General features: G+C 70.8%; 27 protein-coding genes. 9 read left to right on the plus strand and 18 right to left on the minus strand.

What is annotated here, in order from left to right; all coding sequences use genetic code 11:
- Positions 1–14 precede the first annotated feature (14 nt).
- From C3492_RS39410 to C3492_RS39440, 7 genes are all read right to left on the minus strand, one after another.
- Positions 15–857 (minus strand): fumarylacetoacetate hydrolase family protein, encoded by an 843-nt coding sequence (locus C3492_RS39410; RefSeq protein ID WP_103817420.1) that lies wholly within the window; start codon positions 855–857, stop codon positions 15–17.
- Positions 857–2,656 carry an FAD-dependent monooxygenase gene (locus C3492_RS39415; protein WP_181140791.1) on the minus strand — a complete coding sequence of 600 codons (1,800 nt, stop codon included), beginning with the start codon at positions 2,654–2,656 and terminating at the stop codon, positions 857–859. The genes C3492_RS39410 and C3492_RS39415 overlap by 1 nt, the downstream gene beginning before the upstream one ends.
- 340 nt (positions 2,657–2,996) lie before the next feature.
- On the minus strand, positions 2,997–3,779 hold the full coding sequence (locus C3492_RS39420; RefSeq protein ID WP_219822125.1) for an enoyl-CoA hydratase: 783 nt from the start codon (positions 3,777–3,779) through the stop codon (positions 2,997–2,999).
- A gap of 47 nt (positions 3,780–3,826) precedes the next feature.
- The gene (locus tag C3492_RS39425; protein WP_103817423.1) at positions 3,827–4,621 is read right to left on the minus strand and encodes a crotonase/enoyl-CoA hydratase family protein; all 795 of its coding nucleotides are present in this window, start codon (positions 4,619–4,621) and stop codon (positions 3,827–3,829) included.
- Positions 4,622–4,634: 13 nt separating this feature from the next.
- Entirely contained in the window at positions 4,635–5,033 is a 399-nt protein-coding gene (locus C3492_RS39430; protein WP_219822126.1) for a Zn-ribbon domain-containing OB-fold protein, read from the minus strand.
- Between the two features lie 140 nt (positions 5,034–5,173).
- Entirely contained in the window at positions 5,174–5,881 is a 708-nt protein-coding gene (locus C3492_RS39435) for an alpha/beta fold hydrolase (protein WP_103817425.1), read from the minus strand.
- Positions 5,882–6,066: 185 nt separating this feature from the next.
- On the minus strand, positions 6,067–6,966 hold the full coding sequence (locus C3492_RS39440) for a VOC family protein (RefSeq protein WP_103817426.1): 900 nt from the start codon (positions 6,964–6,966) through the stop codon (positions 6,067–6,069).
- Positions 6,967–7,747: 781 nt separating this feature from the next.
- Between C3492_RS39440 and C3492_RS39445 the strand changes: the two genes are divergently transcribed.
- Positions 7,748–8,506, plus strand: coding sequence for an SDR family NAD(P)-dependent oxidoreductase (locus C3492_RS39445; RefSeq protein ID WP_219822127.1), 759 nt, complete (start codon positions 7,748–7,750; stop codon positions 8,504–8,506).
- A 153-nt stretch (positions 8,507–8,659) separates the two neighbouring features.
- On the opposite strand, the gene C3492_RS39450 is transcribed toward C3492_RS39445, so the two are convergent.
- The 3 genes from C3492_RS39450 to C3492_RS39465 form a co-directional block, all read right to left on the minus strand.
- Positions 8,660–9,352, minus strand: a complete 693-nt coding sequence (locus C3492_RS39450; protein ID WP_103817428.1) for a CE1759 family FMN reductase — start codon at positions 9,350–9,352, stop codon at positions 8,660–8,662.
- Entirely contained in the window at positions 9,349–10,446 is a 1,098-nt protein-coding gene (locus C3492_RS39455; RefSeq protein WP_103817429.1) for a CE1758 family FMN-dependent luciferase-like monooxygenase, read from the minus strand. Before C3492_RS39455 ends, C3492_RS39450 begins: the two co-directional genes overlap by 4 nt.
- Positions 10,447–11,136: 690 nt before the next feature.
- Positions 11,137–11,604, minus strand: a complete 468-nt coding sequence (locus C3492_RS39465) for a MarR family winged helix-turn-helix transcriptional regulator (protein WP_103817431.1) — start codon at positions 11,602–11,604, stop codon at positions 11,137–11,139.
- Between the two features lie 280 nt (positions 11,605–11,884).
- Between C3492_RS39465 and C3492_RS39470 the strand changes: the two genes are divergently transcribed.
- Together C3492_RS39470 and C3492_RS39475 are read left to right on the plus strand one after the other, a co-directional pair.
- Positions 11,885–12,361, plus strand: a complete 477-nt coding sequence (locus C3492_RS39470; RefSeq protein WP_103817432.1) for a MarR family winged helix-turn-helix transcriptional regulator — start codon at positions 11,885–11,887, stop codon at positions 12,359–12,361.
- A 182-nt stretch (positions 12,362–12,543) separates the two neighbouring features.
- The gene (locus C3492_RS39475) at positions 12,544–12,912 is read left to right on the plus strand and encodes a DoxX family protein (protein WP_103817433.1); all 369 of its coding nucleotides are present in this window, start codon (positions 12,544–12,546) and stop codon (positions 12,910–12,912) included.
- Positions 12,913–13,284: 372 nt separating this feature from the next.
- On the opposite strand, the gene C3492_RS39480 is transcribed toward C3492_RS39475, so the two are convergent.
- Positions 13,285–13,770, minus strand: coding sequence for a helix-turn-helix domain-containing protein (locus tag C3492_RS39480; protein WP_103817434.1), 486 nt, complete (start codon positions 13,768–13,770; stop codon positions 13,285–13,287).
- A gap of 347 nt (positions 13,771–14,117) precedes the next feature.
- Between C3492_RS39480 and C3492_RS39485 the strand changes: the two genes are divergently transcribed.
- The 3 genes from C3492_RS39485 to C3492_RS39495 all read left to right on the plus strand — a co-directional run bounded on the left by C3492_RS39485 (position 14,118) and on the right by C3492_RS39495 (position 16,540).
- On the plus strand, positions 14,118–14,714 hold the full coding sequence (locus tag C3492_RS39485) for an enoyl-CoA hydratase/isomerase family protein (protein WP_219822128.1): 597 nt from the start codon (positions 14,118–14,120) through the stop codon (positions 14,712–14,714).
- A 74-nt stretch (positions 14,715–14,788) separates the two neighbouring features.
- Positions 14,789–15,607, plus strand: a complete 819-nt coding sequence (locus tag C3492_RS39490; protein WP_103817435.1) for an enoyl-CoA hydratase/isomerase family protein — start codon at positions 14,789–14,791, stop codon at positions 15,605–15,607.
- 36 nt (positions 15,608–15,643) lie between these two features.
- Positions 15,644–16,540 (plus strand): alpha/beta hydrolase, encoded by an 897-nt coding sequence (locus tag C3492_RS39495; RefSeq protein WP_219822129.1) that lies wholly within the window; start codon positions 15,644–15,646, stop codon positions 16,538–16,540.
- Between the two features lie 413 nt (positions 16,541–16,953).
- On the opposite strand, the gene C3492_RS39500 is transcribed toward C3492_RS39495, so the two are convergent.
- Both C3492_RS39500 and C3492_RS39505 read right to left on the minus strand, forming a co-directional pair.
- Positions 16,954–17,253 (minus strand): SDR family oxidoreductase, encoded by a 300-nt coding sequence (locus C3492_RS39500; protein ID WP_258056172.1) that lies wholly within the window; start codon positions 17,251–17,253, stop codon positions 16,954–16,956.
- A gap of 39 nt (positions 17,254–17,292) precedes the next feature.
- On the minus strand, positions 17,293–17,490 hold the full coding sequence (locus tag C3492_RS39505) for a short-chain dehydrogenase (RefSeq protein ID WP_219822130.1): 198 nt from the start codon (positions 17,488–17,490) through the stop codon (positions 17,293–17,295).
- Here C3492_RS39505 and C3492_RS44995 point away from each other — a divergent pair.
- On the plus strand, positions 17,471–17,671 hold the full coding sequence (locus C3492_RS44995) for a hypothetical protein (RefSeq protein WP_181140792.1): 201 nt from the start codon (positions 17,471–17,473) through the stop codon (positions 17,669–17,671). The genes C3492_RS39505 and C3492_RS44995 overlap by 20 nt on opposite strands.
- 608 nt (positions 17,672–18,279) lie before the next feature.
- Here the strand turns inward: C3492_RS44995 and C3492_RS47060 are convergent.
- The 3 genes from C3492_RS47060 to C3492_RS39520 form a co-directional block, all read right to left on the minus strand.
- Positions 18,280–18,693, minus strand: coding sequence for a CHAT domain-containing protein (locus tag C3492_RS47060; RefSeq protein WP_374938424.1), 414 nt, complete (start codon positions 18,691–18,693; stop codon positions 18,280–18,282).
- A complete protein-coding gene (locus tag C3492_RS39515) occupies positions 18,585–18,959 on the minus strand; it encodes a DUF6338 family protein (protein ID WP_374938423.1) in 375 nt (124 codons plus the stop codon). The genes C3492_RS47060 and C3492_RS39515 overlap by 109 nt, the downstream gene beginning before the upstream one ends.
- 88 nt (positions 18,960–19,047) lie before the next feature.
- A complete protein-coding gene (locus C3492_RS39520; RefSeq protein WP_103817437.1) occupies positions 19,048–20,502 on the minus strand; it encodes a carboxylesterase/lipase family protein in 1,455 nt (484 codons plus the stop codon).
- A gap of 116 nt (positions 20,503–20,618) precedes the next feature.
- On the opposite strand from C3492_RS39520, the gene C3492_RS39525 reads away from it, so the two are divergent.
- A complete protein-coding gene (locus C3492_RS39525) occupies positions 20,619–21,599 on the plus strand; it encodes an Lrp/AsnC family transcriptional regulator (protein ID WP_103817438.1) in 981 nt (326 codons plus the stop codon).
- A 40-nt stretch (positions 21,600–21,639) separates the two neighbouring features.
- On the opposite strand, the gene C3492_RS39530 is transcribed toward C3492_RS39525, so the two are convergent.
- A complete protein-coding gene (locus C3492_RS39530) occupies positions 21,640–21,897 on the minus strand; it encodes a hypothetical protein (protein WP_258056173.1) in 258 nt (85 codons plus the stop codon).
- Between the two features lie 506 nt (positions 21,898–22,403).
- A complete protein-coding gene (locus C3492_RS39535; RefSeq protein WP_103817452.1) occupies positions 22,404–23,285 on the minus strand; it encodes a LysR family transcriptional regulator in 882 nt (293 codons plus the stop codon).
- A 76-nt stretch (positions 23,286–23,361) separates the two neighbouring features.
- Between C3492_RS39535 and C3492_RS39540 the strand changes: the two genes are divergently transcribed.
- Positions 23,362–24,717 carry an MFS transporter gene (locus C3492_RS39540; protein ID WP_258056174.1) on the plus strand — a complete coding sequence of 452 codons (1,356 nt, stop codon included), beginning with the start codon at positions 23,362–23,364 and terminating at the stop codon, positions 24,715–24,717.
- Positions 24,718–24,742 lie beyond the last annotated feature (25 nt).

A 24,742-nucleotide genomic window follows, 5' to 3' on the forward strand; every position in this document is an offset into this window, starting at 1 on the left:
GCCGAACGCCCGCGTCAGGCGGTGCGGAAACGCTGCCTGATGTCGCCGATGCCCTCGATGGTGGTGACGAGTTCGTCGCCCGGCTTCAGGAAGACAGGTGGTTTGCGGGCGGCTCCGATCCCGGCGGGGGTGCCGGTGAAGAGGACGTCACCGGGGAGCAGCGGCAGCTTCGCCGACAATTCCGCTATCAGGACCGGCACCGGGAACAGCAGGTGGGACGTGACCGTCCGCTGCACCTCTTCCCCGTTGAGGGTGCAGCTCAGTTCGAGGTCGTCCGGGTCGGCGAACTCGTCCGGCGTGACCAGCCACGGGCCCATGGGGCTGTATCCGGGGAAGGACTTGCCCAGGCTCCACTGCGGCATCTGATTCTTCATCTGCTCGGTCCGGTCACTGATGTCCTGACCGACCGTCAGCCCGGCCACGTGGTCCCAGGCCCGCTCGGCCGGCACGTTCCGGGCCGGCCTGCCGATCACGACGACGAGTTCCGCCTCCCAGTCCACCCTCGGCCCGCTGAGCACGATTTCGCTGCGGGGGCCGGTGATCGACGTGGGGAACTTCGTGAAGACGACGGGAAACTCGGGTGCCGCGAGCCTGGCCTCCGCGGCGTGCGCACGGTAGTTCGCGCCGATACCGAACACCTGGGCCGGCCGCGGAGAGGGGGAAGCCAAGTCCTCCGCCGCGAAGGGGACACCATCGGCCTCCCCGACGGCCTCGGCGGCCCACGCGGTGAAATCCGCCCACTGGTCGTACACGTGGTGGGGATCGGATCCGAACCGCCCGCCGCTGGCCTTCTCGACGTCGACGGCGCCCGCCGTGGTGAACACGGTGAGCCGCCCCGACAGGTTTCCGACGCGCATCAGGCCTCCTTCTCCACGGCGAGAATCTGGTCGAATACGGCCGTCAGGGCGGCCATCGGGTCGTCGGCGGCCCCGATCGAGCGGAAGGCGATGTGCCCGTCGGGACGGACCAGGAGAGCGCCCTGGGCCGAGATCGCGCGGTTCCGCTGCCACGCCAGCCGGATGTCGATGAGGTCGACCTTGTCGAGACCCACCCGTGCGCTGCGCAGCGGAAGTTCCCGTGCCCGGGCGATCTTCTCCGCCGCCTCGATCCAGGGGCGGCCGTCCTCGCCGGCGATGAGGGCGAAGTGACCGCCGTGGATGAGCGAGCGGAGCGCGAGACGCTCACCGGAACGCTCCACCCAGGCGTGGGGCAGCGGGTGACCGGGTCTCGTACTCGGCTGGTACAGACGGATCTCGTCCGGGGAGACGGGTTTCCCGGTCCCGTCGGCGACGACGGCGGCGGACTCGTAGACGTAGCCGTAGTCGAGGTTGTGCTGGTGGTACTCCAGGGTGCTCGCGGCGAGCCACTCGTTGAACGCGTGCCGCCGCTCGGCGGCGCCCGGCGCGCCGTCCTCCCAGAACAGGCTCAGCTCCGCCCAGTTCTCCTCGGCGCTCTTGCCGGTCGACAACCCCAGGGCCGAGGCCATCGAGACCTGGCCGCTGACACTCTTGGTCGAGGCCTCGATGTTGTTGAGGTTCACCGGTCTGCGTTCGGCGGAATAGGTGTCGAGCAGGCCGTCCCCGGCGCGCCCCGCCAGCACGGCGGCCAGCTTCCAGCAGAGGTTGTAGGCGTCCTGGACGGCACTGTTGAGACCGAGACCGCCCGACGGGGGCACACGGTGTGCGGCGTCACCCAGCAGGAACACCCGGCCGGCCCGGAAGTCCTCGACGAGGAATCGCTCCAGGTACCACTCGCTCACCCCCAGGACCTCCGGGTCCAGGTCGGGGATGCCCAGTGCCTCGCTCGCCCAGCGCAGCATCTTCTCGGGCTGCGACCCGTCCAGATCGGGGCGTGACACGGCCAGCAGCCATTCCTCGGAGTGGCGGTCCCACCGCTCGGGGCCCTGCGGCACGAGCACGGCGCCGAAGTCGAGGTGCTCGGGGTACTCCGGATTGAAGACCCAGGTGAGGACGGAGTCGTCGCCCGGCAGGTGCTGCGACAGGTCCATGGCGAGGTAGAGGCTGACCAGCTTGCGAAACCGCTCGTGCAGGGTCACCTTGACGCCGGCCAGCTCGGCCACGGTCCGGCCGGCGTCGGCGCCCAGCAGGTAGGAGGAGCGGACGGTGTAGGTCTCGCCGGAGTCCCGGTCGAGAATGGTCGAGGTCACCCCGTCGGCGTCCTGCTCCAGGCCGACGAGCTCGTGGTGGAACCGGACCGTTGCTTCCGGGTAGCTCTCCGCGTGCGACTTGAGGATCGGCTCCGTGCGCAGCAGGGAAAGGTTGACGCAGGGCTCAGGGCTCGCCGCGATGTAGTCGGGGTCGGTGTACCCCGCGCCCCACGCCTCCACGAAGCCGAGGAGGCGGCCGTGCCCGTCCTCCGGGCCGCCGCCCGCGAGCCCCGAGTACCAGGCCACACCCCTCATGTTCTCCGGGGGCGTACCCTTGGCCTTGATCTCCGGGGCGACCCCCATGTCGGTGAAGATCTCCATGGAGCGCTGGTTGAGGATGTGCCCCCGTGGCAGCCGCGTGGTCTGCGGATAACGGGTGACGAGCAGCGAGCGGACGCCCAGCCTGGACAGGAGGATCGAGGAGGTCAGCCCCGCCCCGCCGCCGCCGACTATGAGGACGGGGACATCGACGTCGCTTGTCTGAGTCACGTTGTGCACTCCCTTGTGTGTGACTTTCGGGAACAGGGGCTGGGGGGACCAGGACTGCTTTCCGGACGGGTGCGGCCGCCGGACGGGAATACCGAGTGACCCCGCGCGTTTTCGCGGCGGCCCCCACCGGACGGAAAGCGCGTCGTTCGCGAGCGAAGGGGGGTGCGTTCTCGGTGACATCCCCAAGGTAGGCCCGCCGGACAGGCCCGTCCAATTCCGAATGACTCTCGCTCTGATATGCGCGCGGGACATTGTTTCCGCGGCCGAATGGGCGCCTCGGACCGGATGTGTCCGTGCGCCGGCCGCATGGAATGACGGGTGTCGAGTGGCGTGGCGGGGGTTATTCGCCGAGAAAGCGGGGTTTCCGCTTGTGCCGGAAAGCCGAGACGCCCTCCGTGAAGTCGGCGGTGCCCTTCAGCACCGTCTGCCCTGCCGCCTCGATCGCGAACGCCTGCTCCAGACGGTCCAGCGCCGCGGCGTTGAGGGCGCGTTTCGTCTGGGCGTAGGCCATCGTGGGGCCCTGCGCCAGCCGGGTGGTGAGCCGTTCCACCTCGGAGTCGAACGTCTCGTCCGGGACCGCGTGAGCGATCAGTCCCCAGTCCGCGGCGAGCGGTGCGGGTATCCGTTCGCCGAGCATCGCCATGCGCGCCGCCCGGGCACGTCCGACGGCGTCGGGGACGAGGACACTGGCGCCCCCGTCGGGCATCAGCCCGATGTTCGTGAAGGAGAGCATGAAGTAGGCCGACTCACGGGCCAGGACGATGTCGGCCGCGAGTGCGATGGAGCAACCACCGCCGACAGCCGGCCCGTTGACGGCCGCCAGCACGGGCATCGGGACCACCCGCACCGCTCGTACCAGGCGGTTCACGGCCTCGAGAGTGCCCGGTCCGGCCGAGGGCGGCGGGTTCGGACTCCCGCGCAGGTCGGCGCCGGAGCTGAAGGCCCGTCCGGCACCGGTGAGGACGATCGCCCGGAGGCCGGAGTGCCCGCCGGCCGTCTCCACCGCTTCCGCCGCCGAGTTCAGCGACTCCGCGGTGAGCCCGTTGAGTGTCGCGGGGCGGTCGAACGTCACGCGCAGCACCGAGCCGTGCCGATCGAGGCGCAGACCGGGTCCGGGTGTCACGGTCCGTTCGCTTCGGTCCGGCGTCGATGGCGAGCGGGGAGTGGCGCTCATCTCGCCCGCCAGGAGGGCCGCCGCTTCTCCACGAAGGCTTTGGTGCCTTCCCTGAAGTCCTCGCTGGCCTTGACCAGGGCGGTCTCCTGGCCGGTACGCAGCCACGCATCGGCCTCGGCGGGCACCGTGCGCCGGCTCTGACCGGTGGCGACGCGCTTGCTGGCCTGGACGGCGAGAGGCGCGTTGCGTGAGATCGTCTCGGCGAGCAGCAGAGCCGCGTCCAGGACGGTGCCGTCCGGGACGACCCGGTTGACCAGCCCGAGGCTCAGGGCGCGCCGCGCGTCGATGGGTTCACCCGTGAGAAGCATCTCCATGGCCGCCTTCCGCGGTATCTGTTCGGGGAGCCGGAAGAGTCCGCCGGCCGCGGCGAGCAGCCCTCGGGCGACCTCCGGCAGGCCGAACGTCGCGGACTCGGCCGCCAGCGCGAGGTCGCTGGCCAGTACCAGCTCCATCCCTCCGGCCAGGGCGTAGCCGTTGACCGCCGCGATCGTCGGTTTGGAGACGGGGTGCCGGACATAGCCGGCGAAGCCCCACTCGGGGTGCCGGACGTCCGCCACCGGCTCCTCGCGGGACACCGCCTTCAGGTCGGCACCCGCGCAGAAGGCCCGGGTGCCGGCCCCGGTCAGGACGACGACCCGTACGCCGGGGTCTTCCTCGGCGCGCGCCAGTGCCTCGCCGACGATGGCGCTGACAGGGGCGTTGACCGCGTTCATCGCGTGCGGCCGGTTCAGTGTGATCACCAGGACGTGCCCGCGCCGTTCGGTCAGCGCTGCGGGCTCCGTGTCGCTCATCGGCCCTCCTTCTCTAAGCGGTCGCCGCCGGCCGGAAGACCGGCACTGCCTCATGACGGGGGTCGGGACCGGAGGCGACGAAGTCGACCTCGACGCGGAGGTCCGACAGGTCCTCGTCGGGATCGACTCCGACGATCCGGCTCCACCACCACGGTCCTTCGTCCAGTTCCACGATGCCGACGACGGTGCGCACCGGCGCCCGGCCGTCGCCGCCGCCGTGCACGGTCGCCCACGTGACGATCCGTCCGGTGCCCGACGCGGCGACGGAAGTGAGACCGGTCTCCTCGGAGAGGGCCGGCACCGTGGTCGGATCGAGGTACTCACCCGTGCGGCTGTGACGGAGGAGGAACACGCCCCGCCGCGTTCCGTCGAAGAACTCCGCCGAGTCCCTGTCGCGGACGACGGGCCCCACGGCCTGCGCCGTTCCGTCCCATGGCCGGGGCCCGGGCGCTGCCCCTGAGCGTCCGGGGCCAGAGGCGGGTTCCTTCCCGGACGCGGACGCCCCCGGGCGACGGCCGGTACCTCGTGCGCGGTCTTCCGTGTCCGGGCGGCTCATGAGCCCGTGAGGAAGGAGTCGATGGCGGCGAAGGTGGCTTCGGGTGCCTCCACCACCGGCATGTGCTGGGCACCGGGGACGATCTCGAACCGTGAGTCGGCGAAGGCCTCGGCGTAGGCACGTCCGTACTCCGGTGTATGGACCGGGTCGTTCTCTCCCCACAGCACGAGCGTGGGCGTCCGGACCCGCCCCAGCCGCCGCAGCAGTTTCGGATCGCTCAGCGACCGCCCCGCGTAGGTGTACACGAGGTGCATGTTGGCGGGCATGGGGCGGCCGCCCGGTTGCTCCCAGTCCAGCCGCATGGTGAAACCGTCGATCTCCGGTCCGATGGGGTCGATCAGCACCATGCGGCCGATCCGGTGACCGCGGTCGCGCACCGCCATCTCCGAGGCGATCCAGCCGCCGAACGACGTCGCGACGACCAGGACGTCGTGCAGGCGCTCGTCCTCCAGGAGGTCGAGGTAGCCGTCGGCGAGGTCGTCCACTCCGGAGAACCAGGCCGGCCGGGGCGTTCCGTTCCACCCTGGATGCGTCGGCACCATCACGGTGGACGTCCTCTCGAAATGGTTCTGGATCGCCACGGTGTTGGCGGGGCCGTGGCCGCCGTGGAGAACGAGTACCGGCCGGCCGGAACCGGCCTTCGTGACGGTGAGGGGCAGGCCGGGGTAGAGATCGACCGGCCGGGGCAGGGGGGCGTTGGTCATGGAAACTGGTCTCCCGGGGTGGTGCCGAGGTGCTCGGCTGGTGGGACGGTGAGCGAGGCCGGCGGACCGGGCGGACCCGCGCCCGGCGACCGTGCGGCCAGGCACAGGCGCGGTGCAGCCGGCCGGCCTGGATCCGGCAGCGCCCGTGGCGGACGTCGCGCCGCGCACGGGAGGGCGCCGTGCCGTCAGTGCGCGCCGGCCATCAGTTCGGCGAGGTCGTCGGGGCTGATGAGCGAGGCGGGCATGGGCGGGCCCCAGACGGCGCCGCCCTCGTGCACGCCGGGCTTCCACAGCTGGTCCTCGGTGATCTCGTCCATGCCGCAGTAGTACTCGCACTGGTTACCGGCGGGGTCGCGCAGGTAGTAGAAGTAGTTCGAGCCGATCGCCAGTCGCCCGAACCCCCATGTGTGCCGCTCGGGGTGGCCCTCCAGGACCGCCTTGGCCGCGCGGCCGATCTCGTCGACGTCGGCGACCTCCCAGGAGCTGTGGTGCAGGTAGTTCACCGGCGAGGCACCCACGACCAGGTTGTGGTGGTCCGTCGAGCAGCGCATGAACGTGGCGGCGTCGCGCACTTCGTCACTGATCTTGAAGCCGATGCCGTCCGTGAAGAATCCCTGTGTGGTCGCCGCGTCGGTCGATCCGAGGAACACGTGGCCGAGCTTGCGCGGACGCACGGGATCGGTGGCGAACACCGAGGGGGCCCGGTGGTTGGCGGGGTGTGCCTTTGGAGCCGGCCTCGCCGGGATCTGCGGCGCGACCGACACCGTCACGCTCAGGCCGGTGACCGGCTCGGTGGTCGTGAGCCGGTCGCCGTCCACGTCACTGTTCACGCCGAAACGTGACAGGGAGGCGGAGATACGGCCGAGGTCGTCCCGATCGTCGGCACCGATGCCCAGCGAGATGAGCCTGCGGACCGGCGCCTCCACGATGCGGAGCTGGCGCGGACCTCCGTCGACGGTACCGAACCAGTGCTCGCCGGGGGTGTCCGGCTCCTGGGGGATGAGGCCGTAGGCGGTGTAGTACTCGAGCGTCTCCGCGACGTTGGGGACGCCGAGTGTGATGTCGGTCAGACGGTGTAGCGACACGGCTGGGTACTCCCTTGTGGCCAGGCATGGGCGCGTCGACGGCGTGTCACGCGCGGTGGGGGACATGGCCCGGGGCCGCGGTCTGCTTCCGCCGGTCCCTCCGGGCCGTACTCCGATGGTGAGAACGGTTGCGGAGCGCCTCGGTGCTCCGGGTGCCGTCCGCGACATCCGCCCGCGTGCGCGGGGCGCACACGGCTGTGTCCTGTTCGCGTGGGGCGAGCGAACGGCTTGCGGGACCGGGCCTCGGCGACCCGGTCCCTCGACTCGCGTAGTCGGATTCTGAGTCGGCCCGGCGGGGAGGTCAACACGATCCGGGAGGCACCGGCGCCGCGGCATGGTTCGCCCGGGCGCCGGCGGGTCGCCGTCGTCGTCATCCGCCCTGGTCAGAGGCGATTGAGTACGGCAGGCGAATCAGAGGTGCGTCAATTCGGTGTTGGACAACGCCCCGGAGGTGTTTTAGGCCGTGTCGGACGACAGCCGGCTCGGGAGGGCGACGACCGCCCGGACCGCCGGGACCGGATCCGCCGGGCGCGCGCTCGTCCGTCGCCGTCCCTGGTTATGTGGCGGCCACACACTCTGTCTGACGGAAGCCCTCCTCCACCGCATGTCCCGGTTTTCCTGTCTTGACGACGCAATCCCCCGCTGCCCAGTGTTGGCCCGCGCGATGGGATCGAAGACGACGATTTCCGCCTGTGTGCCTCGCATCGCGCTTCACCAGCCCTGATCGCCCGGCGCACCAAGCCGCCCGGGTGAGCCGCCGACCGGGAGGATCTCCATGGGAATGCTCGATGGCAAAGTGGTACTGATCACTGGGACCGGGGGAGGACTGGGGCGTGTCGCCGCGCTGACCTTCGCACGGGAGGGCGCCTGGGTGGTCGGCTGCGACCTACAGGAGGACGCCAGCCGCGAGACGGCCGAACTCGTACGTCGCGCCGGTGGTCAGGCGACGGACGTCGCGCCGGTCGACCTACGGGACCCCGCACAGGCCCGGCAGGTCGTCGAAGACGCCGTGACGGCCTGCGGCGGGCTCGACGTGGTCTACAACAACGCGGCCGTGCAGTATTTCGGGCCGGTGGCCGACTTCTCCGTCGACGACTGGAACGCGACCATGGCCGGCGAGCTCAACGTCCCTTTCTTCGTCACGAAGTTCGCCTGGCCACACCTGATCCGGCGCGGCGGAGGCGTCGTCCTCAACGTGGCCTCCGTCGCGGGCTCGATCGCGGGACAGGTGCCGCCGATGGTCGCGCACTGCGCGGCGAACGCCGGCGTCGTCGGCATGACGAGACAACTCGCGCTCGAAGGGGCGCCGCACGGAATCCGTGCCGTGTCCATCAGCCCCGGGCCCGTCAGCACGCCGGCCAGTGAGCGGGATCTCGGTGCCGACCAGGCGGCGCGGGACGCGATCACCGGCAAGACGCTCCTCAAGCGCTTCGCCCGTCCCGAGGAGATCGTCGAACTCGCGGCCTTTCTCGCCTCCGACCGGGCCGCGTACATCACGGGCACGGACTACCTGGTCGACGGCGGCGCCGCGGCCTGGTGAGGTGCCGCCGTGCCCGGCCACGGCCCGGCCGTGCCCGAGCGACCGGCACACCCAGTGGGGCCGCACGTCGCCCACACGGCACGCCTCGACCCGGCACGTAGGGAAGCGTCCCCGGCGCCATGCACACGTCGGCATCGCCGGGGCCGTCGCCCCTCACTCCTTGCGATCGGGGCCGCACCTGGCACGGCGGGGAACCGGCCGGCACCGCCCCGCCGCGGCCCACCTCACTCCCCGCCCCCCAGCAGACGCGCGAACGGTACGAGACCGTCGTGGGGATCCTCGACGAGCGGCGCCGCACGCCGGGCCACCGCGTCGGCGAGTTTCCGAGCGGCTTCGCCCGATACGCCGCACCATCGGGTCCTGCGTGTCGCCGCTGCCGCGGCCCCAGTCATCCGTCGCGGCGAACACCGCCGTGGGCACGACCACGGCGCGCAGGTACGTGAACATGGGTCGCACCGCGTGGTCCAGGACGAGTGAGTGCCGCCCGGTGCCTCCGGTGGCGGCTGTCAGCACCGGCTTGTCCACCAGGGCGGTGTCTTCGAGGCAGTCGAAGAACATCTTGAACAACCCGCTGTACGAGGCGGTGAAGGTTGGCGTCACCACGATCAGGCCGTCCGCGGCCGTCACGGCGCCGAACACGCGCCTCAGCCGGGGTGACGGATAGCCCGCCATCAGGTGGTTGACCAGGTCGTGCGCGTGGTCGCGTACCTCGACGACGTCGACGTCGACCTGTGCGCCGCGCCCCTCCAGCTCCTCGCGGACACCGTCGGCGAGCCGGTCGGCGAGCATCCGGGTCGTGGACGGCAGCCGCAGGCCTGCCGAGACCACGGCGAGTGTGCGCTTCATCGTCCGCCCGCACCGCGTGCGACACCGGCCGCCGCGCCCGCGGAGGGATGCAGGGGGGCGTCCGGAACGTGGGCGGGCCGGGTCCCGGCGAGCTCCTTGCGCAGGACGGGCACGATCTCGCCCAGCGCTTCGATCTGCTCCAGTACGGTCCTGTGCGGGACGCCGATGCCGTCCACGTTGAACAACTGCCGCTGGTAGTCGCCGCCCGCGTGTTCGCGATAGGCGAGGACGCGCTCGATCACCTGCTGCGGGCTTCCGACGACCACCGCCGTCCGGGCCATCGTGTCCTCCAGCGACGGACCGTTCCCGTACGCGGCGGAGCCGTCGAAGTAGGGGCGGAACTCCCGTACGGCGTCCTGCGAGTTGCTGCGCACGAACAGGTGCGCGGCGAGGCCGACGACGGCGTGGTCGGCGGGGCCGTGTCCGTGGTGTTCGAAGCGGCTCCGGTAGAGGTCGACCAGCCTGCGGACGTGTTCCTTGGGCCAGAAGAGGTTGTTGTGGAAGAAGCCGTCACCGTAGTACGCGGCCTGTTCGGCGATCTCCGGGCTGCGGATGGAAGCGTGCCAGACGAAGGGCGGAACACCGCCGAGCGGGCGCGGAGTGGAGGTGAATCCCTGCAGCGGGGTACGGAACCGTCCGCTCCAGTCCACCACCTCCTCGCGCCACAGCCGGTGCAGCAGGGCGTAGTTCTCCACCGCCAGCTCGATGCCGTTGCGGATGTCCTGGCCGAACCAGGGATAGACCGGGCCGGTGTTGCCACGGCCGAGCATCAGGTCGACCCGGCCGTCCGCGAGGTGCTGCAGCATCGCGTAGTCCTCGGCGATCTTCACCGGGTCGTTGGTCGTGATCAGCGTGGTGGACGTCGACAGCAGGATCCGTTCGGTCCGTGCCGCGATGTGCCCGAGCAGCGTGGTGGGGGAGGACGGGACGAAAGGAGGGTTGTGGTGCTCGCCGATCGCGAAGACGTCCAGCCCGACATCCTCCGCCAGCTTCGCGTACTCCACGAGTGCCTTGATCCGCTCGTGCTCCGGGGGAGTCCGCCCGGACAGCGGGTCGCGCGCCACGTCGCCCACACCGAAGATCCCGAAGTGCATACGTGTGTCCTGCCTGTCGTGTCGACGGCTGTGTCGGCCGCCGTGATGGACTGAGGGTTCCTCGGCTGAGTCACCGGCTGTTCTGCGCCGGCGCACGACGCGCGGTGCGGGCCGCGACAGAGGTAGGGGGCTGTCCGCGGGGTGCGGACGCCGCGGTGACGACCGCGGGGTCGTCCGCTGCCACCGGCCGGACGGCGCTCGGGCCGGCCGGTCTCACTTCCGGCCGGGCCGGCCTGCCGTCCGGTCGTCGCCGCTTCCGAGGAGTGTGGCGGGCGGCATCAGGGGCGTGCCCGCCGGTCGGCGGTGACGGCCGTGGCCCACGAAGTCGCCGGCGGGAGCGCACCGGTCCTCGTCGGCGTGTGTGCCCCGGTGCCGGCCGGTTCCCCCGAAGGTGCGGACACGTTCTGACGGGACGTCGGTGATGCTGGGAGCCATCTCTTTCTTCCTACGTGGTGTGCACTGCTGGGCAGTGGAGAACGATCGGGTGTCCGGCGGGCCACGTGCGCTCGTCAGGCGTGAGCCATCGCCGCCGACGGGACCGGATACACGGTCCCCAATAACTTGCTGCGCGAAGCAAATATAAGCACGTATCTCGCCGGTCGCCCGGCCGGGACCTGTGCTGTGCGTCACATGTTGGGGGCGCGCATGCCCGCCCCGGCCGGCCGGCTGCCCCGGCCGGGGCGCGCGGAATCAGACGGCGACGTTCCGCAGGGCGGCGGCGAGCTTGGCGAGGTCGAAACCCTCCAGATGGTCGAGGAAGTGCCGGCGTATGGCGGCGAGCGCGCTCGGCCACGCCTCCTCCAGGCGCGTCAGCCCGCTGTCGGTGAGGTAGGCGTGCCAGCTGCGGCCGTCCTGGTCGCACCGCACGCGCTGGATGTACCCCTGGCTCTCCAGGCGTTGCACGACCCGGGTCATGCCGCTGAGCGACATCTCGCAGGCGTTGGCGAGGGCGCCCATGCGCATCTGCCGGTCGGGCGCCTCGGACAGGTGCATCAGGGTCAGGTACTCCGTGTTGGACATCCGCTGCTCACGCATCATGTCGGCGTCGATCGCGCGCGGCAGGGCGTAGATGAGGCAGGGAAGGGACCGGACGACGGCCTCCTCGTCCGCGGACAGCGGTCGGACGCCGTCTGTGGTTGCTGCGGGCTTCGGTGCCATGGTCACATCCTCATGTTTCGCTCGTGAAAGCCGCGCCGGCCGACCGGGGTGCACTCGACTTCCCGGCTGAAGGAGCATCGCACCCTTTACTTGACGCTGCAATTTTCAGTCGCTAGATTGCTTGTCGCAGCAAGTATATCCCGGACCGTCGCCGGGCGCGCCTCGCGGAGGATTCGGCATGATCAGATCGGACAGTACCCGGCCGGAGGGGCCGGCGCGGGCCGGGCCGCTCCCGCCGCCCCTGGCTGTCTCGGTCGGTCGGGCACGTACTGTGGGCAACATGTCCTCTGACGCACGCCGTTCGCAGCCCGCTGAGCGGGAACCGCGTGCTCTCACCGCGGACGAGGAGGCCGTCGTGCGGGCGCTCGGACGTGTCATCTACGCCCTGCCGCGCGCCGTCGACGTCGACATGGTCCGGGAGCAACGTCTCCCTCTCGTCGAATACCTCGTACTGATGAACCTCTCGGAGGCCCCGGACCGGCAGATGCGTATGGGCGACCTCGCCGCCGCGGTGGAGATGTCGGTCAGTGGTATGACGCGCCTGGTGGACCGCTTGGAGAGGCGAGGGCTCGTGCGGCGGGTCAGGCCGGCGGAGGACGCCCGCGGCTGGAACGCGAGCCTCACCGACGCGGGGTTCGCCCGGCTGGAGAAGGCCTGGCCGACCAACCTGGCATCCGTCCGGCGCCACTTCCTCGACCACCTCGCGGGCCTGGACCTCGCCAGGCTGGCGGCGGCTCTGCGCAAGATCGGCACTTGACGGGTGCGGGCGTCCGCCCTGCCCGGCTGAGGCCGGCGTGTGCCGATCCGGGCGTGGGCGCATGTCTTCCGATCCGCAGGACTTCCCGCGTCCCCCGCCTGGCGAACGCGCGGGGGACACATGAGCATCCTCCCTCGTGTCCACCCGACTATCTTCATCTCATCTCGACGTCAAGGACTGTCATGTACATTGCCGCCGTTGTTCTCAGCGTTCTCCTCGCCCTCTTCTCCCTCGCCGCCGGCGCGCCCAAGGCGCAGCTGAAGGGTGACGTCCCGAACGGCCTCGTGGCCAAGGGACTCAGCGCCGGACTGGTCCGCTTCATCGGCCTCGCCGAGGCGGCCGCGGCGGTGGGACTCGTCGTGGGCATCTGGTGGCAGCCCCTGGGCATCGCCGCGGCCGTCGGCATGGCGGTCCTGCTCCTGGGAGCGATCGGGTACCACGTCAAGTGGGGCGACTACGGGGACAGCGCGAGCCGTGGCGGTGCCATGGCTCCGGTGCTCTTCCTCGTCGTCGCGGTGGCGGCCGCCCTCACCCTCGCCGCCTCGCAGTGAGACCCGCGGCGCCGGGCGGCGGCCGGTGCTCTCCCTGAGGGCCCTGCGCCGGCTCATCGCCGGCGTCGCGGGGCCGCCGTCCGGGGAAGGGCCGGTACGGCGGGAGTCCACCCGGGACGGGCACGCCGCGCGGGTCCACCCGGGACGGGCCGCCGCGCGGGCGCTGCTGGACGGACTGGACGCCCGTGGGCGCGAAGCCGCCCTCGCCGTGGCCGAGGGGAAGACCCATGCGACGCACAGATCGCCGCCGACCTCCGTCTGGGCATCCCGGCGGACGAGACACATGTCTCCCAGGTCCTGTCCGAGCTCGGACTGGACAACCGGGTCCGCATCGCCCTCGCAGGCCCTGGGCCGCCCCCTGCCCGTCGGCCGCTACGCCACCGGCCGCTCGGTAACCGCATCGACCGGTGAGGCCAGGTCGACGTCCTCCAGCGGTGTCTCCCGGCCGGTCTCGTCGACGAAGGCGACGCGCAGGGGCTGGCCGCTCGACCTGCTGCCCCGGCGTACCAGAGGGCCGTCGGGGTGCGGGCAGTACCGGTCGCCCCACTGCTGGAGGGCGCCGAAGACCACCATGAGTTCACGCCCAGCGGGGGTCAGGTGGTAGGCCATCCGCGACCGGGTGCCCGCCTCCCGGTAGGGCCGCTTGTCCAGCACTCCGCCGTCCACCAGGACGCCCAGCCGCTGGGTGAGGACATCGCTCGCCACGCGCAGGCGTTCCCTGAACTCCGAGAAACGCGTCGCTCCGTTCAGCGCCTCCCGCAGTATCAGCAGACTCCACCGGTCGCCGAACACCTCCAGCGAGCGAACGATGGAGCAACGTGTCTCACCTGTCGGGACTGCATGGCTTCTTCTCGGCATACCGCCATCCTACCGTTGGGACGGGATTTCCAATCCAGATGCTAGATTGGAAAACAGGTCTCAGACACAGCATGCGCGGAGGTCACCGTTAACGCACAGCAGCGCCTCGTGAGGGACAGGTCGGATCCCCGGGTGTGGCGGATCACCTTCGACCATCCGCCGCTCAACCTCATCGACCGCCACACCATCAGTGAACCGGCCTCTCTCGTAGAAGAGTTGGAGCAGGATCCCGACGTGCGCGTCGTGGTCTTCGACAGCGCGGTCCCGGACTTCTTCCTGGCGCCCTACGACATCGACGCTCCGATACCCCAGAGCCCGCCGCCGGCCGGACCCACGGGCCTTCCCCCATGGCTGGACGTACTGGCGCGGTCGCCGAGGGCCCGTTCGTGTCGATCGCCAAGATCCGGGGACGCGCCCGTGGCGCCGGCAGCGAGTTCGTCCTGGCGTGCGACATGAGGTACGCCAGCCGGGAGCACGCGGTGCTGTCCCAGCCCGAGATTGGTCTCGGACTCGTCGCGGGCGGTGCCCCCACGCACCGTCTGCCCTTCCTCACCGGCCGCGGCCGGGCACTGGAGATCATGCTCACCGGCCAGGACTACGATGCCGACCTCGCCGAGCGCTACGGCTATGTCGACCGCGCGGTTCCGGACTCCGACCTGGACACGCTCGTCACGGACGTCGCGGAGAGGATCGCCTCCTTCGACAAGGTCGCGCTCGTCGAGGTGAAGGACTTCGTCGGCGAGGTCACGCTTCCCGCCCATGCCCTCCAGGCCCGGACCGGCCGCGCGTTCTGGACCTCCGCGGCCCGCCCGGCCAGCCGGCGCCGGCTCGACGCCGCGGGGCAGCGGGGACTGGGCAGGCCCGGCGACTTCGAGATGCGCATGGGGCGGCACCTGCCGGACCTCGACGGCCCGGCCGGCTCCGAGGGCCGCCCCTCGTCGTGACCCCGCCCGCCCGGCCCGTCGCGGCACGGCCCCGGCTCCGTGAACCCGCGTACACCCCCACGAGGGAGACACCCGTGAGCACCCACGAACAGTTCGCCGTCGAAGAGGTCAGTCCGTCCTACTGGCGGGTCACCTTCTCCAACGGGGAGATCAACCTGATCGACCCCGACACCATCGAGCAGCTGGCCGAGCTGGTCACCCGCATCGAGCAGGCCGCGGAGCTGAGCGCCGTCGTCTTCCGCAGCGCCAACCCCGACTTCTTCATGGCGCACTGGGACATGCTGGCCGACCGGTCCCGCGTCGCCGCGATGCGGCCGGCTCCCTCCGGCCTGCACCCGTTCGCCGACAACCTGTACCGGCTCGGGAAGGTCCCCGCCGTCACCATCACCGAGCTCAACGGCCGCGCCCGTGGCGCCGGCAGCGAGTTCGCCCTGGCGACCGACATCCGCTTCGCCGGACCGGGCGCCGTCCTCGGCCAGTTCGAGGTCGGCGTCGGCTCCGTCCCCGGAGGAAACCCCAGCGGCCGGCTGCCCTACCTGGTGGGCCGCGGGCGCGCCCTGGAGATCCTGCTCGGCGCCGACGACTTCCCCGCCGACCTCGCGGCGGCGTACGGCTACGTCAACCGCGTCCTGCCGGACGGCGAACTGGAGCGGTTCGTGGACGGCTTCGCCCGCCGCGTCGCGGGCTTCGACAAGACGGCGATCACCCGGACCAAGGCCCTCGTCGACGCGGAGTCCCTGCCCGCCGAGGAGTCCTACGGCGCCAGCCTGCAAGCCTTCTTCCAGACCTCCGGACGTCCGGAGAACGCCCACCGCGTCCGCTCCCTGTTCGAGCGTGGGCTCCAGCGGCCCGACGGCGTGGAACTCGACCTCGGCCGCCACATCGCCGAGTAGGACACACGCAGGCCGTTACGGTCCCGGAAGATGCGCATGGCCTTCACCCGTCACGACGTCGAGATACCGGCGGAAGGGGCGACCCTCGGGGCTTGGCTCTTCGTGCCCGACCGTGCCGGCTCGCCGCTCCCGGCCATCACCATGGCCATCGGGCTCGGCGGGATCAAGGACCAGGGACTCGAACCCTTCGCCAGGGCCTTCGCCGAGGCAGGTTTCGTCGTCCTGGCCCACGATCACCGCACCTTCGGTTCCAGCACCGGAACGCCGCGCCACGATGTCGACCCGTGGCAGCAGATCGCGGACTGGCGCCGGGCGATCTCCTACCTGGAGGCACGGCCGGAGGTCGACGCGGGCCGCATCGGTCTGTGGGGGACCAGCTTCGCCGGAGGCCACGCCCTGGTGCTCGGTGCCACCGACCGCCGGCTGCGTGCCGTCGTGGCGCAGATACCCATCGTCAGCGGCATGGAGATCGGCCTGCGCCGCGTCCTGCCGGAGCATCAGGCGCAGATCGAACGGCGGTACGACGACGAGCGCGCGCAGTTGCGGGGGAGCGACCCGGCGACGGTCACGATCGTCGGCAAGGACCCGGCCGTTCCCGCTCTGTACCACGCTCCCGAGGTCGTCGACTTCTACCTCCGGCCGTACGAGTCCGACGTCCCGTGGGAGAACAGGCTGACGCTGCGATCCAGCCGGAAGAGCCGTAGGTACGAACCCGGGGTGTACATCAACCGTGTCTCACCCACGCCCCTGCTGATGATCGTCGGCCGTGAGGACACCATGACGCCGACCGACATGGCACTCGCCGCGTACGAGCGCGCGCTGGAGCCCAAGCGGCTGGAGCTGATCCCGGGCGGACACTTCTCGCCGTACCTGGAGGAGTTCGACGCGGCCGGCAGCGCGGCCGTCGACTGGTTCGCGCAGCACCTGTCCTGAGGACGCGACGGCCGGCGGTGACCGGCCGGGACGCCGCGCAGAGGCCCACCGGGCGCCCGGTGGGCCTCTGTTGCGTCACGAACTGCGGCAGCAGTGGTGCGCGCCTGCGAACGCTCACAGCCCGCGACGTGTTCGCCGACGTCGTGTGCGACGCCGCCACGTTGCTACAGGTCCCGCTGCCCTTGCCATCCCGGCCACCGACACGGCGTGCACGAACCTTCCGGAACCGGTGCTGTCCGTGGCCGACTTCAACGCACGGATCGGCTGGAGCAGGGTGAACCGGCACCTTGCCGAGCCGCCGGGTCGTCTGTCACCCGGCCTCGACGGCGTGGAGCCCCGCTGGCTGGGCGTTCTCCAGCGGGGCCTGTGCGGGCGGGTGACAGAGGTCGGGGGCTCGCGGGCTCTGTTCCGGCTCAGGCGCCGCCGATGCTGCGGCCGGCGTTGAGGACCGCGGCGTCGAGCGACCGGCCGGTCTCTTCCACCGCCCGCCACACCGTTTCGACACCTTCGCTGTGGGAGAGGTCGGCGCGCACGGGGGTGACGTGGACGCCGTGCTGCGCGAGGTCGGCTGCTGCCTGGTCGGTGTGCTCGCTGCGGCCGGTGGCGATCAGGTCGAAGCCGTTGATGGCGAACAGCTTGGCGAGTTCGTGGCCGATGCCCGCGGAGGCCCCGGTCACCAGGGCGAGCGGGCGGGGGGAGGCGGTGCTGCTCATCAGAGGTGCTCCGTTTGCGTGCGGGGCCGGGGGGTGGATTCACCAGTCCTGGCGGGTGGGGTGGAAGACGATGTCGTTGACGGTGACGTCGGCGGGCTGGTTCAGGGCGTAGACGACGGCATCGGCCACGCGGTCGGGATGGATGGCGCCCTCGTTGAGTTCCTGGGCGATCTGCTTGCCCTCGCTGTTGGAAACCTTCTCCGCCCAGCCCGTGTCGATGACGCCCGGGCTGATCATCGAGACCTGGATGCCGTGGGCGATGCGACAACACCTGGGGCAACGGGTCCGGCAAGACCGGGACGCTCACCTACCGGGCCGGCTCGGGCAGTACCTGGCCGACGGACTCATCCAGCTGGACCGGAACAACGACGGCAAGGGCTACCGCAACACCTACTTCAACGCGTCCCCCACGGTGTAGCCCGCCACCAGCCGGCCGAGCGGCGGACAGGCCGGGGGCGCGCACGGGCGCTGCTCCGACCGGCCGGAACCGTCTGCGCGATCGCCGTGCCGGGCCCTGACGCACCCCGGCTGCCCACCGCTCGTGCGGCCTGCTGAGGGCTCCCTGGCACAGCCCGGTCCTGCGCCGCACCGATCCCGCCGTCGCGCTCACCGCAGGCCGCTGCCGTTCAGAGCCTCGGCCATTGCGTTGTCATAGCTGTCCGCGACCGGGCCGACCGATGCGGAGGCGCCGATCTCAGCCAGTCGTGAATGAGATCGGCGTTCTTCTTGATGCTCTGCCGCCACAGGGCCATCTCCAGCCGTCCGGCGGCAGGTCCGTGCGCACACGTGTCACCCGACGAGTGCGAACAGGCTACCGGGCGCCACTGGAGGAAGCCTCGCAGACCCCTTGATCCCACGATCGCGGTCTCCACGAAACCCGGGGCGGCTCCATACGATGGAAGTGATCGTGTCCAGGCGCCCGCGTGCACGTGTGCGGTTCACACAGACGGCAGATTCGGATACGTCGTCCTGAGCTGCCTGACCGTGCGATGGACCGCTGCCGACGCGCACAGTGCACCGGATCGATTAGCGATCAACTCGCCGCGGAACTGCCAGCTGAAGGCTGGTGCCACGGCGTCGTCGACGCGCCAGAGCGTGCCGACGACCTGCGAGAAACCGGCCATCTGAAAGGCCGCCAGCGGGTGGATCGCCTCGTCGGACAGGCGCGCGGTCGTGGTCGTGCAGCGCGAGGTGGCTGTCCGAAGGGTTGTCCGGGTCGCTGTAACCGTGGCAGGCGAAGTGCGCCCAGCCACTGGCCGGCAAGGCGTCGAGAACGGCGTCACGAGTCGCGTCCGCGCCGACCAGGACCGTGGCGCCGGCTAGGAGAGCGGCTAGGTGGTCGGCTTCGGCCTGTGCGCCGGGCAGGTCCGGGGCATCCGAGGGTGTGTCCCGTGCACGCGCGCGCCGAACGCCCCGTCGGCACCCATCACGCGCGCCGATTCGAGGTACAGCTCGGCCGGATGGGGGTACGAGGAGGCGTACGACCGGTTGCCGTACCAGCCGCCCGCCCAGTTGCCGTCCTTGAGCCGCACGCGCACGAAGCACGGTTCGCGGTCGCGGAACGCGTGGTCCCAGGCGTTGGGCGTGCGCAGGAACCGAGCCTTGCGCCGCTGCCGGTCCACCAGGGAAACGGTCACCGCCGCCACGGCCGGCACGACGAGGAACAGCACCACGGCGACGAAGCCGACCACTCGCGGCCGTTCCACGAAGCCGTCCCAGCCGGCGCCGGCGCCACGAGCGGCCAGTGCGGCATCGTCGGCGTGCGGAAGATGTGCTTCATGACGGTCGCCTCTCTCAGCCGAAGTGGCGGATGCGGGCCGCGGTCGCGGGGGCGTAGGGAAGCCAGTCGCTGGTCGTTCCGGTGGTGACGAACTCGGCGACGGCGGTCGCGAATCCGAGGCCCAGGGCGCGCTGGGGTTCGCCGGCGCCGACGAGGATCGGGCTTGCGGGGTAGGCGTCGAAGGTGTCGAAGAGGAAGGGCAGTTCGGCGCAGTGGGTGGCGCCCAGGGCGTACGGGTCCTCGGCGGGGGCGTAGTCGAACTGGTAGACGTAGGTGGTGTTGCCGCCGGCCGCGTGGTGGTCGGCGATCTGAAGCGAGCTGGTGCGGAAGAGGCCCTCGGTCTGCACCGAGGTGAAGATCTGCGCCGGTGTCGCCTTCGGGAGGCGGTCGGCGTACTGCTGGTAGACCTCCTGCGCGGTCTGCCGGCCCACCTGGGCGGTGAGCACGTCCAGGGCGGCGTCGGTGGTGAGGTTCTGGATGCGGGGGTCGAAGGCGAAGAAGGCCGTCGCCTCGTCGCGGGTGGTGCCGATCAGCAGCGACTTGCCCTCCAGCGCGCCGTCGGTGAGGGCCTGCTGCCGGGTGCGGGGCATGCCGGGGGCGCCGAGGACCGGGTACATCGGCGGAGCCGCGTTGCCCGGAGCCGCGAGCTGGGCGGAGAGGCGGCCGTAGGCGTCCAGCAACTGCTCGGCCGGCAGGGCGCGCAGGGCCTTCGCGGTGTCCGTGCCGGCCGGGATGCCCAGCAGGCGCAGGTAGGCTTCGGCGTTCTCGGCGGCCTGGTGCGGATCCTGCGGGTCCAGGCCGAAGGGACCGCTCTGCAGGAGCACACGGGTGACGCCTCCGTTCGTCGCGGGGTCGAGCGCGAGCGACAGGGCCGAGTACGCTCCGGCGGACTGCCCGCCGACGGTGACCGTACGCGGGTCGCCGCCGAAGGAGGCGATGTTGTCCTGCACCCAGGACAGCACGGCGGCCTGGTCCTGGGGACCGATGTTGGCCGCGCCGATCTCGGGCAGATAGAGGTAACCCAGCGGGCCCACCCGGTAGTTGGCGGTGACGACGACGATGTCGCCGAGTGCGGCGAGGCGGCCGCCGTCGTACCAGTCCCAGCCGCCGGAACCGCTGGTGAAGCCGCCGCCGTGCCACCAGACCAGCACCGGGCGGGCGGCGCCGTCCTCCAGCGCCCGGCGCGGGGTGAAGACGTTGACGGTCAGGCTGCCGTCCTCGTTCCAGTCCGGTACGCGCTGCCCCTGCACCCTCTCCAGCCGGGAGGCCGCCTGCGGCACGGACGGGCCGGCCGTGGCCGCGTCCCGCACGTCCGTCCAGCCGGGGTGCGGCTGAGGCGCGGCGAACCGCAGCTCTCCGACCGGCGACGCGGCGTACGGGACACCCCGGAAGGACACCGTCTCGCCCTCCGTGATTCCCCTGACCTTGCCCCGATCGGTGTCCACCACCGTGTGCTCGGTGCCGGTCATCGTGCTCACCTGCTTTCTCTCGTCTCGGTTGCTCTGAGACTTTTCTAGGGCGACGTGAGCATCTGAGCCAGAATTAGCCGCATTGGAGGAGAAAAGAGGACATAGAATCTTGCTCTATGGAGAAAGTGCGCCACCACCGGCTGAATGAAACGGACAGCCGGATCGCCGCCGCGATGCTGGCCGCACCGCGTGCTTCCTGGCGCACGGTCGGCCGCGTCCTGGGCATCTCGGAGCGCACCGTCGTACGCCGAGCGGCACCGTTGTTCGGCGACGGCACCCTGCGGGCCACGGCCGTACGCAACCCCGCGCACTTCCCCGAGCTGATCCCGCTAGCCCTGCGCATCCGGTGCAAGCCCAACCGGATCAGCGCCATCGCCGCCACCCTGGCCCGCCGTCCCGACACGATCTGGGTGGACGTCCTCGGCGGCGGCGACGAGATCTGCACCATTCTGTTCCTGGACGGCCCGGACGCCCGCAACAACCTGCTGCTGCGCGACCTGCCCGCCACCCCCGCGGTCCAGTCCTGGACCTCACACGTCCTGCTCCGGGTCTTCCCAGCCGCCTTCGACTGGAGCGGCGGCCTGCTGAGGCAGACCGAACTGACCAGTCTGCGGCCGGACATGCCCGCGGCACCCACCCGCCCCGTCCTCCAGCCCCTCGACCACCAGCTGATCACCGCACTGACCGAGGACGGCCGAGCCTCCTACACCGACCTCGCGCGCCGCGCCGACACCACCGCCCTCACCGCCCGCCGCCGGGTAGAGGCACTGGTGGGCGGCCAGGTCCTCAGGCTCGCGACCGAGGTCGACCTGGCCCGGCTCGGCATCCGGGCCGAAGCCCTCCTGTGGATCACCGTCGCACCCGGGGGACTGGAGGAGACTGGCCTCCGGCTCAGCCGCCACCCGCAGGTCCGTTTCGCCTCCGCCACCACCGGCCACGCCAATCTCCTCGTGGCCGTCGCGGCAACCGACCTCAACACGCTGTATCACTTCCTCAGCGACACCGTCGGCGCCCTCGAACACATCACCACCCTTGAAGTCACCCCCATCCTGACCGGAGTGAAGAGGACCGGCCTGGTCCGCCCCGGCAGCCTCTGAGTCGATCACAAGTTCCGGTCAGGCGGGCCCTCATGCACGTTCAGCAGTGGACAACGGACAAGAGCAAGCCCTCCTGTTGAGCGTGCCGCACAGCCTTCTTCACGGCCTGCTCCAGCTCATGCCGGTTGCTCTCGGCGGATTCGGCGTGTGCGGTGACGGCGGCCTGCACCTTCTCGGACGCCTCGCGCCAGCGGCGCCACTGCGTGTCGTCCGCCTCACCGGTCAGTCCGGCGAGCTGGGCGCATTCTTTGTCCGCGGATCGCTCGAGCTTGATCAATTCATCGGGGAGCTGGACCACGGCAGCGGATCCTGAGCGGCCCGCTGCGCGCGCCGATGGTCGGACGTAACCCCCGATCGGGTAGAGCCGCCGCCGCCGGTTGCCGGGCGGGTCGCCTGCGGGAGCCGCTATGAAGATCAATAACTGGTCGCGATCCTCGGCCGGGGTGGGTCGTGATCTCGATCGAGCCGACCGCGTGTCCGCGGTTCAGCCGGTTGATCACCTCGGACGAGCTGCAGCCGTTCTTCGTCGGCCGGGGAGGAGGCGGAGTGGACGGCTGAGCGGTTGGATGCCGACGGCCAACAGCTCGGCGCTGCTTCCGGTGTATCAGCGGCTGGGCTGGTTCCGAAGTCGGACGAACAGCTGGTTGGTGCGCGACGGGCACCATGCCTGTTGACGATGGCCGGCGTGTGTGTGGCTTGGTCGAGTTGGCGACTTCCCTACGGCGGCTTCGGGCCGGCCGTAGGTGTCGGTTTCACCTGTGTGCTCTGCCGGGTCGGCGCCGACTGTGTCGATGGGGTGCGGCGTCATGGCGCTGCGGGACCAAGGGCCAGGAGGGCCCGCAGTGGCCGGGTGGGCTGCGGTGTGCCCCGCCAGATCAGTGCCTTGCGGTAAGTGAGGGAGGGGGTGACCGGTACGGCACTGACGCGGGGGTTGTCAGCGAGAGCCCGGTCGGTGCCCACCGTCAGGGAGACGCCGATGCCGGCCTCCACCAGGGCGACGTGGAGGGCCGCGTCGTTGGTCGCGTACCGGGTGGCGAAGTCGATGCCGGCAGCGTCGAACGCGGACTTCAGCCATGGCCGTAGTCCGCTGTCCTGGCCGTAACTGATCAGGGTCTTTCCGGAGAGCAGTTCGATGGGGATGCTGGTGCGACCTGCCAGAGCGGAGTCCGCCAGGACAACGGCCACGATCTCGTCTTCGAGCATGACCACACTGCGCATGCCCTGGGGCAGGGGGTGCTCTGGCAGGGCCACCACGGCGGCGTCCAGCTCGCCGTTCTCGACGCGTGAGATGAGCCCGGCGCTGCGCCCTTCGACGAGCTGCACCGTGACGCCCGGGTACCGGCGGTGGAAGGCTCCCAGGAGCGCGGGCAGACGGGTGTGCTGGACCCCGTCCACGGTGCCCAGGAGGAGCGTGCCGGTGACCAGCGCGGTGCGGGAGGCGAACTCCGCGGTCACCCTGTCGGCATCGGCGAGGGTCTGACTGGCCAGGGGGAGCAGCACCCGGCCGGCCTCGGTCAGGCGGACAATGCGTGGACTGCGTTCGAAGAGCGCTTCCCCGAGTTCCTTCTCCAGGGAGCGGATCTGGTGACTCACGGCGGGCTGTGCGACGGACAGTCGGTCGGCGGCGCGGGTGAAGCTCTGCTCCTCGGCCACGGCAACGAAGAACCGCAGGGTTCTCAATTCCACGATCATTCACCTCATTTATTACTGGGATCGAAAACAGGTCTTTGACCTCGCTCTGATTAATCTTCACTGTAGAGGCATGGCGGATGTGAGGCAGGCGCCGAAGCGCCTCGACAAGGTTGGTCCGAACACCGCGGGCACCTCTGAGCGGGCCGAGTTCGGCGGCAGGCACGTGGCATGGATGTCGATGGCGGCCGGCGTGAGCGTCGCCAACATCTACTACGTGCAGCCTCTGCTGCGACCGCTGGCCACCTCGTTCGCGGTCTCCGACGCACTCGCCGGCCTGCTGCCGATGATCACCATGGTGGGTTACGCCGCAGGGCTGCTCCTGGTAGTGCCCGTCCTGGAAACGGCCGGGCTGCACCGGCTGATGCGCTGGCTGAACGCAGGCAGGCTGTTCGCCCTGGCTCTGGCCGCGTCCGCGACGGGCTATCCGGTGTTCGCAGTGGCGTCGGTGCTGCTGGGAGCAACGAGTGTGCTGGCACAGATCCTGATGCCGGCGGCCGCGTCGCTGGTGCCGCCAGAGGCCGTGGGGCGTATCACGGCGCGCGTCACGGCCGGCCTTTTCGGTGGCATCGTCGGCGCCCGCGTCCTCGCCGGGGCACTCGACGGCCTCCTCGGCTGGCGTGCGGTGTACGCGCTGTCGGCGCTCGCGACGCTCATCGTGCACCTTGCTCTGCGACGGCTGCCGGAGCCGCCCCTGCGTCACGCGCTGGGTTACCGGGCCCTTCTGAGGTCGCTTCTTCCGCTCCTGCGCAGCGAGCGTGGTCTGCGGCGGGCGGCGCTCACCGCCGCTGCCGGCTTCGCCGCGTTCAACCTCTTCTGGACGCCGGTCACGCTGTATGTGACCGGCCCGGCGCACGGCTGGTCGACGACCGGTGCGGGCCTGCTGGGACTGGTGGGCGTCGTGGGCACCGCCACGGTGCTGGTCACCGGCCGGTTCCTCGATCGGGGTGCGCACAAGGGCCTCGCCGTGGCGGCCGCTGGTGTGATGGCTCTTGGTCTTCTCATCGCCGGTCTGTGGGGGGCTGTCGGCCGGCGCGCTCATTGTCGGGGCACTGCTGCTGGACTCCGGTGCACGTGTGAGCAACGTCGCCAACCAGACGCACGCCCTCAGGCAGCGTCCCGAAGCGCGCGCTCGTCTCAACACCCTCTACATGACGACCTACTTCGCGGCCGGGTCCGTCGGTTCCGCGGCGGGAGCGCTGCTGTTCGCACACATCGGCTGGACCCTGACCATCCTGGTCGCCGCAGCCCTGGCCGCGCTCGGTGCCATGCTCGCCGCCAGAGCGTAGCGAAGCGTGCATCTTTGGAGGCACCGTACGCAGTGCGTAGCTGCGACATCGGCGGTGCGCTGACGGACAAGCGTCACCGGTGCACCGGTTCTAGGGTTGCGGCATCCGAAGAAACCGAACCGACGCCGTCGCGCCGGTGATCTCGGTGCTGGAACCCGCGGTGAC

Source organism: Streptomyces sp. Ru62, from assembly GCF_002920615.1.
Lineage (GTDB): Bacteria > Actinomycetota > Actinomycetes > Streptomycetales > Streptomycetaceae > Streptomyces.

Bases quoted from the DNA above. Each gene is read 5' to 3' on its own strand.
- C3492_RS39455 (WP_103817429.1), bottom strand. From the start codon at position 10,446: ATGCACTTCGGGATCTTCGGTGTGGGCGACGTGGCGCGCGACCCGCTG.
- C3492_RS39445 (WP_219822127.1), top strand. From the start codon at position 7,748: ATGCTCGATGGCAAAGTGGTACTGATCACTGGGACCGGGGGAGGACTG.
- C3492_RS39465 (WP_103817431.1), bottom strand. From the start codon at position 11,604: ATGGCACCGAAGCCCGCAGCAACCACAGACGGCGTCCGACCGCTGTCC.
- C3492_RS39475 (WP_103817433.1), top strand. From the start codon at position 12,544: ATGTACATTGCCGCCGTTGTTCTCAGCGTTCTCCTCGCCCTCTTCTCC.
- C3492_RS39425 (WP_103817423.1), bottom strand. From the start codon at position 4,621: ATGAGCGACACGGAGCCCGCAGCGCTGACCGAACGGCGCGGGCACGTC.
- C3492_RS39470 (WP_103817432.1), top strand. From the start codon at position 11,885: ATGTCCTCTGACGCACGCCGTTCGCAGCCCGCTGAGCGGGAACCGCGT.
- C3492_RS39410 (WP_103817420.1), bottom strand. From the start codon at position 857: ATGCGCGTCGGAAACCTGTCGGGGCGGCTCACCGTGTTCACCACGGCG.
- C3492_RS39480 (WP_103817434.1), bottom strand. From the start codon at position 13,770: ATGCCGAGAAGAAGCCATGCAGTCCCGACAGGTGAGACACGTTGCTCC.
- C3492_RS44995 (WP_181140792.1), top strand. From the start codon at position 17,471: ATGACGCCCGGGCTGATCATCGAGACCTGGATGCCGTGGGCGATGCGA.
- C3492_RS39485 (WP_219822128.1), top strand. From the start codon at position 14,118: ATGGCTGGACGTACTGGCGCGGTCGCCGAGGGCCCGTTCGTGTCGATC.
- C3492_RS39435 (WP_103817425.1), bottom strand. From the start codon at position 5,881: ATGACCAACGCCCCCCTGCCCCGGCCGGTCGATCTCTACCCCGGCCTG.
- C3492_RS39505 (WP_219822130.1), bottom strand. From the start codon at position 17,490: ATGATCAGCCCGGGCGTCATCGACACGGGCTGGGCGGAGAAGGTTTCC.
- C3492_RS39540 (WP_258056174.1), top strand. From the start codon at position 23,362: ATGGCGGATGTGAGGCAGGCGCCGAAGCGCCTCGACAAGGTTGGTCCG.
- C3492_RS39495 (WP_219822129.1), top strand. From the start codon at position 15,644: ATGGCCTTCACCCGTCACGACGTCGAGATACCGGCGGAAGGGGCGACC.
- C3492_RS39500 (WP_258056172.1), bottom strand. From the start codon at position 17,253: ATGAGCAGCACCGCCTCCCCCCGCCCGCTCGCCCTGGTGACCGGGGCC.
- C3492_RS39525 (WP_103817438.1), top strand. From the start codon at position 20,619: ATGGAGAAAGTGCGCCACCACCGGCTGAATGAAACGGACAGCCGGATC.
- C3492_RS39520 (WP_103817437.1), bottom strand. From the start codon at position 20,502: ATGACCGGCACCGAGCACACGGTGGTGGACACCGATCGGGGCAAGGTC.
- C3492_RS39450 (WP_103817428.1), bottom strand. From the start codon at position 9,352: ATGAAGCGCACACTCGCCGTGGTCTCGGCAGGCCTGCGGCTGCCGTCC.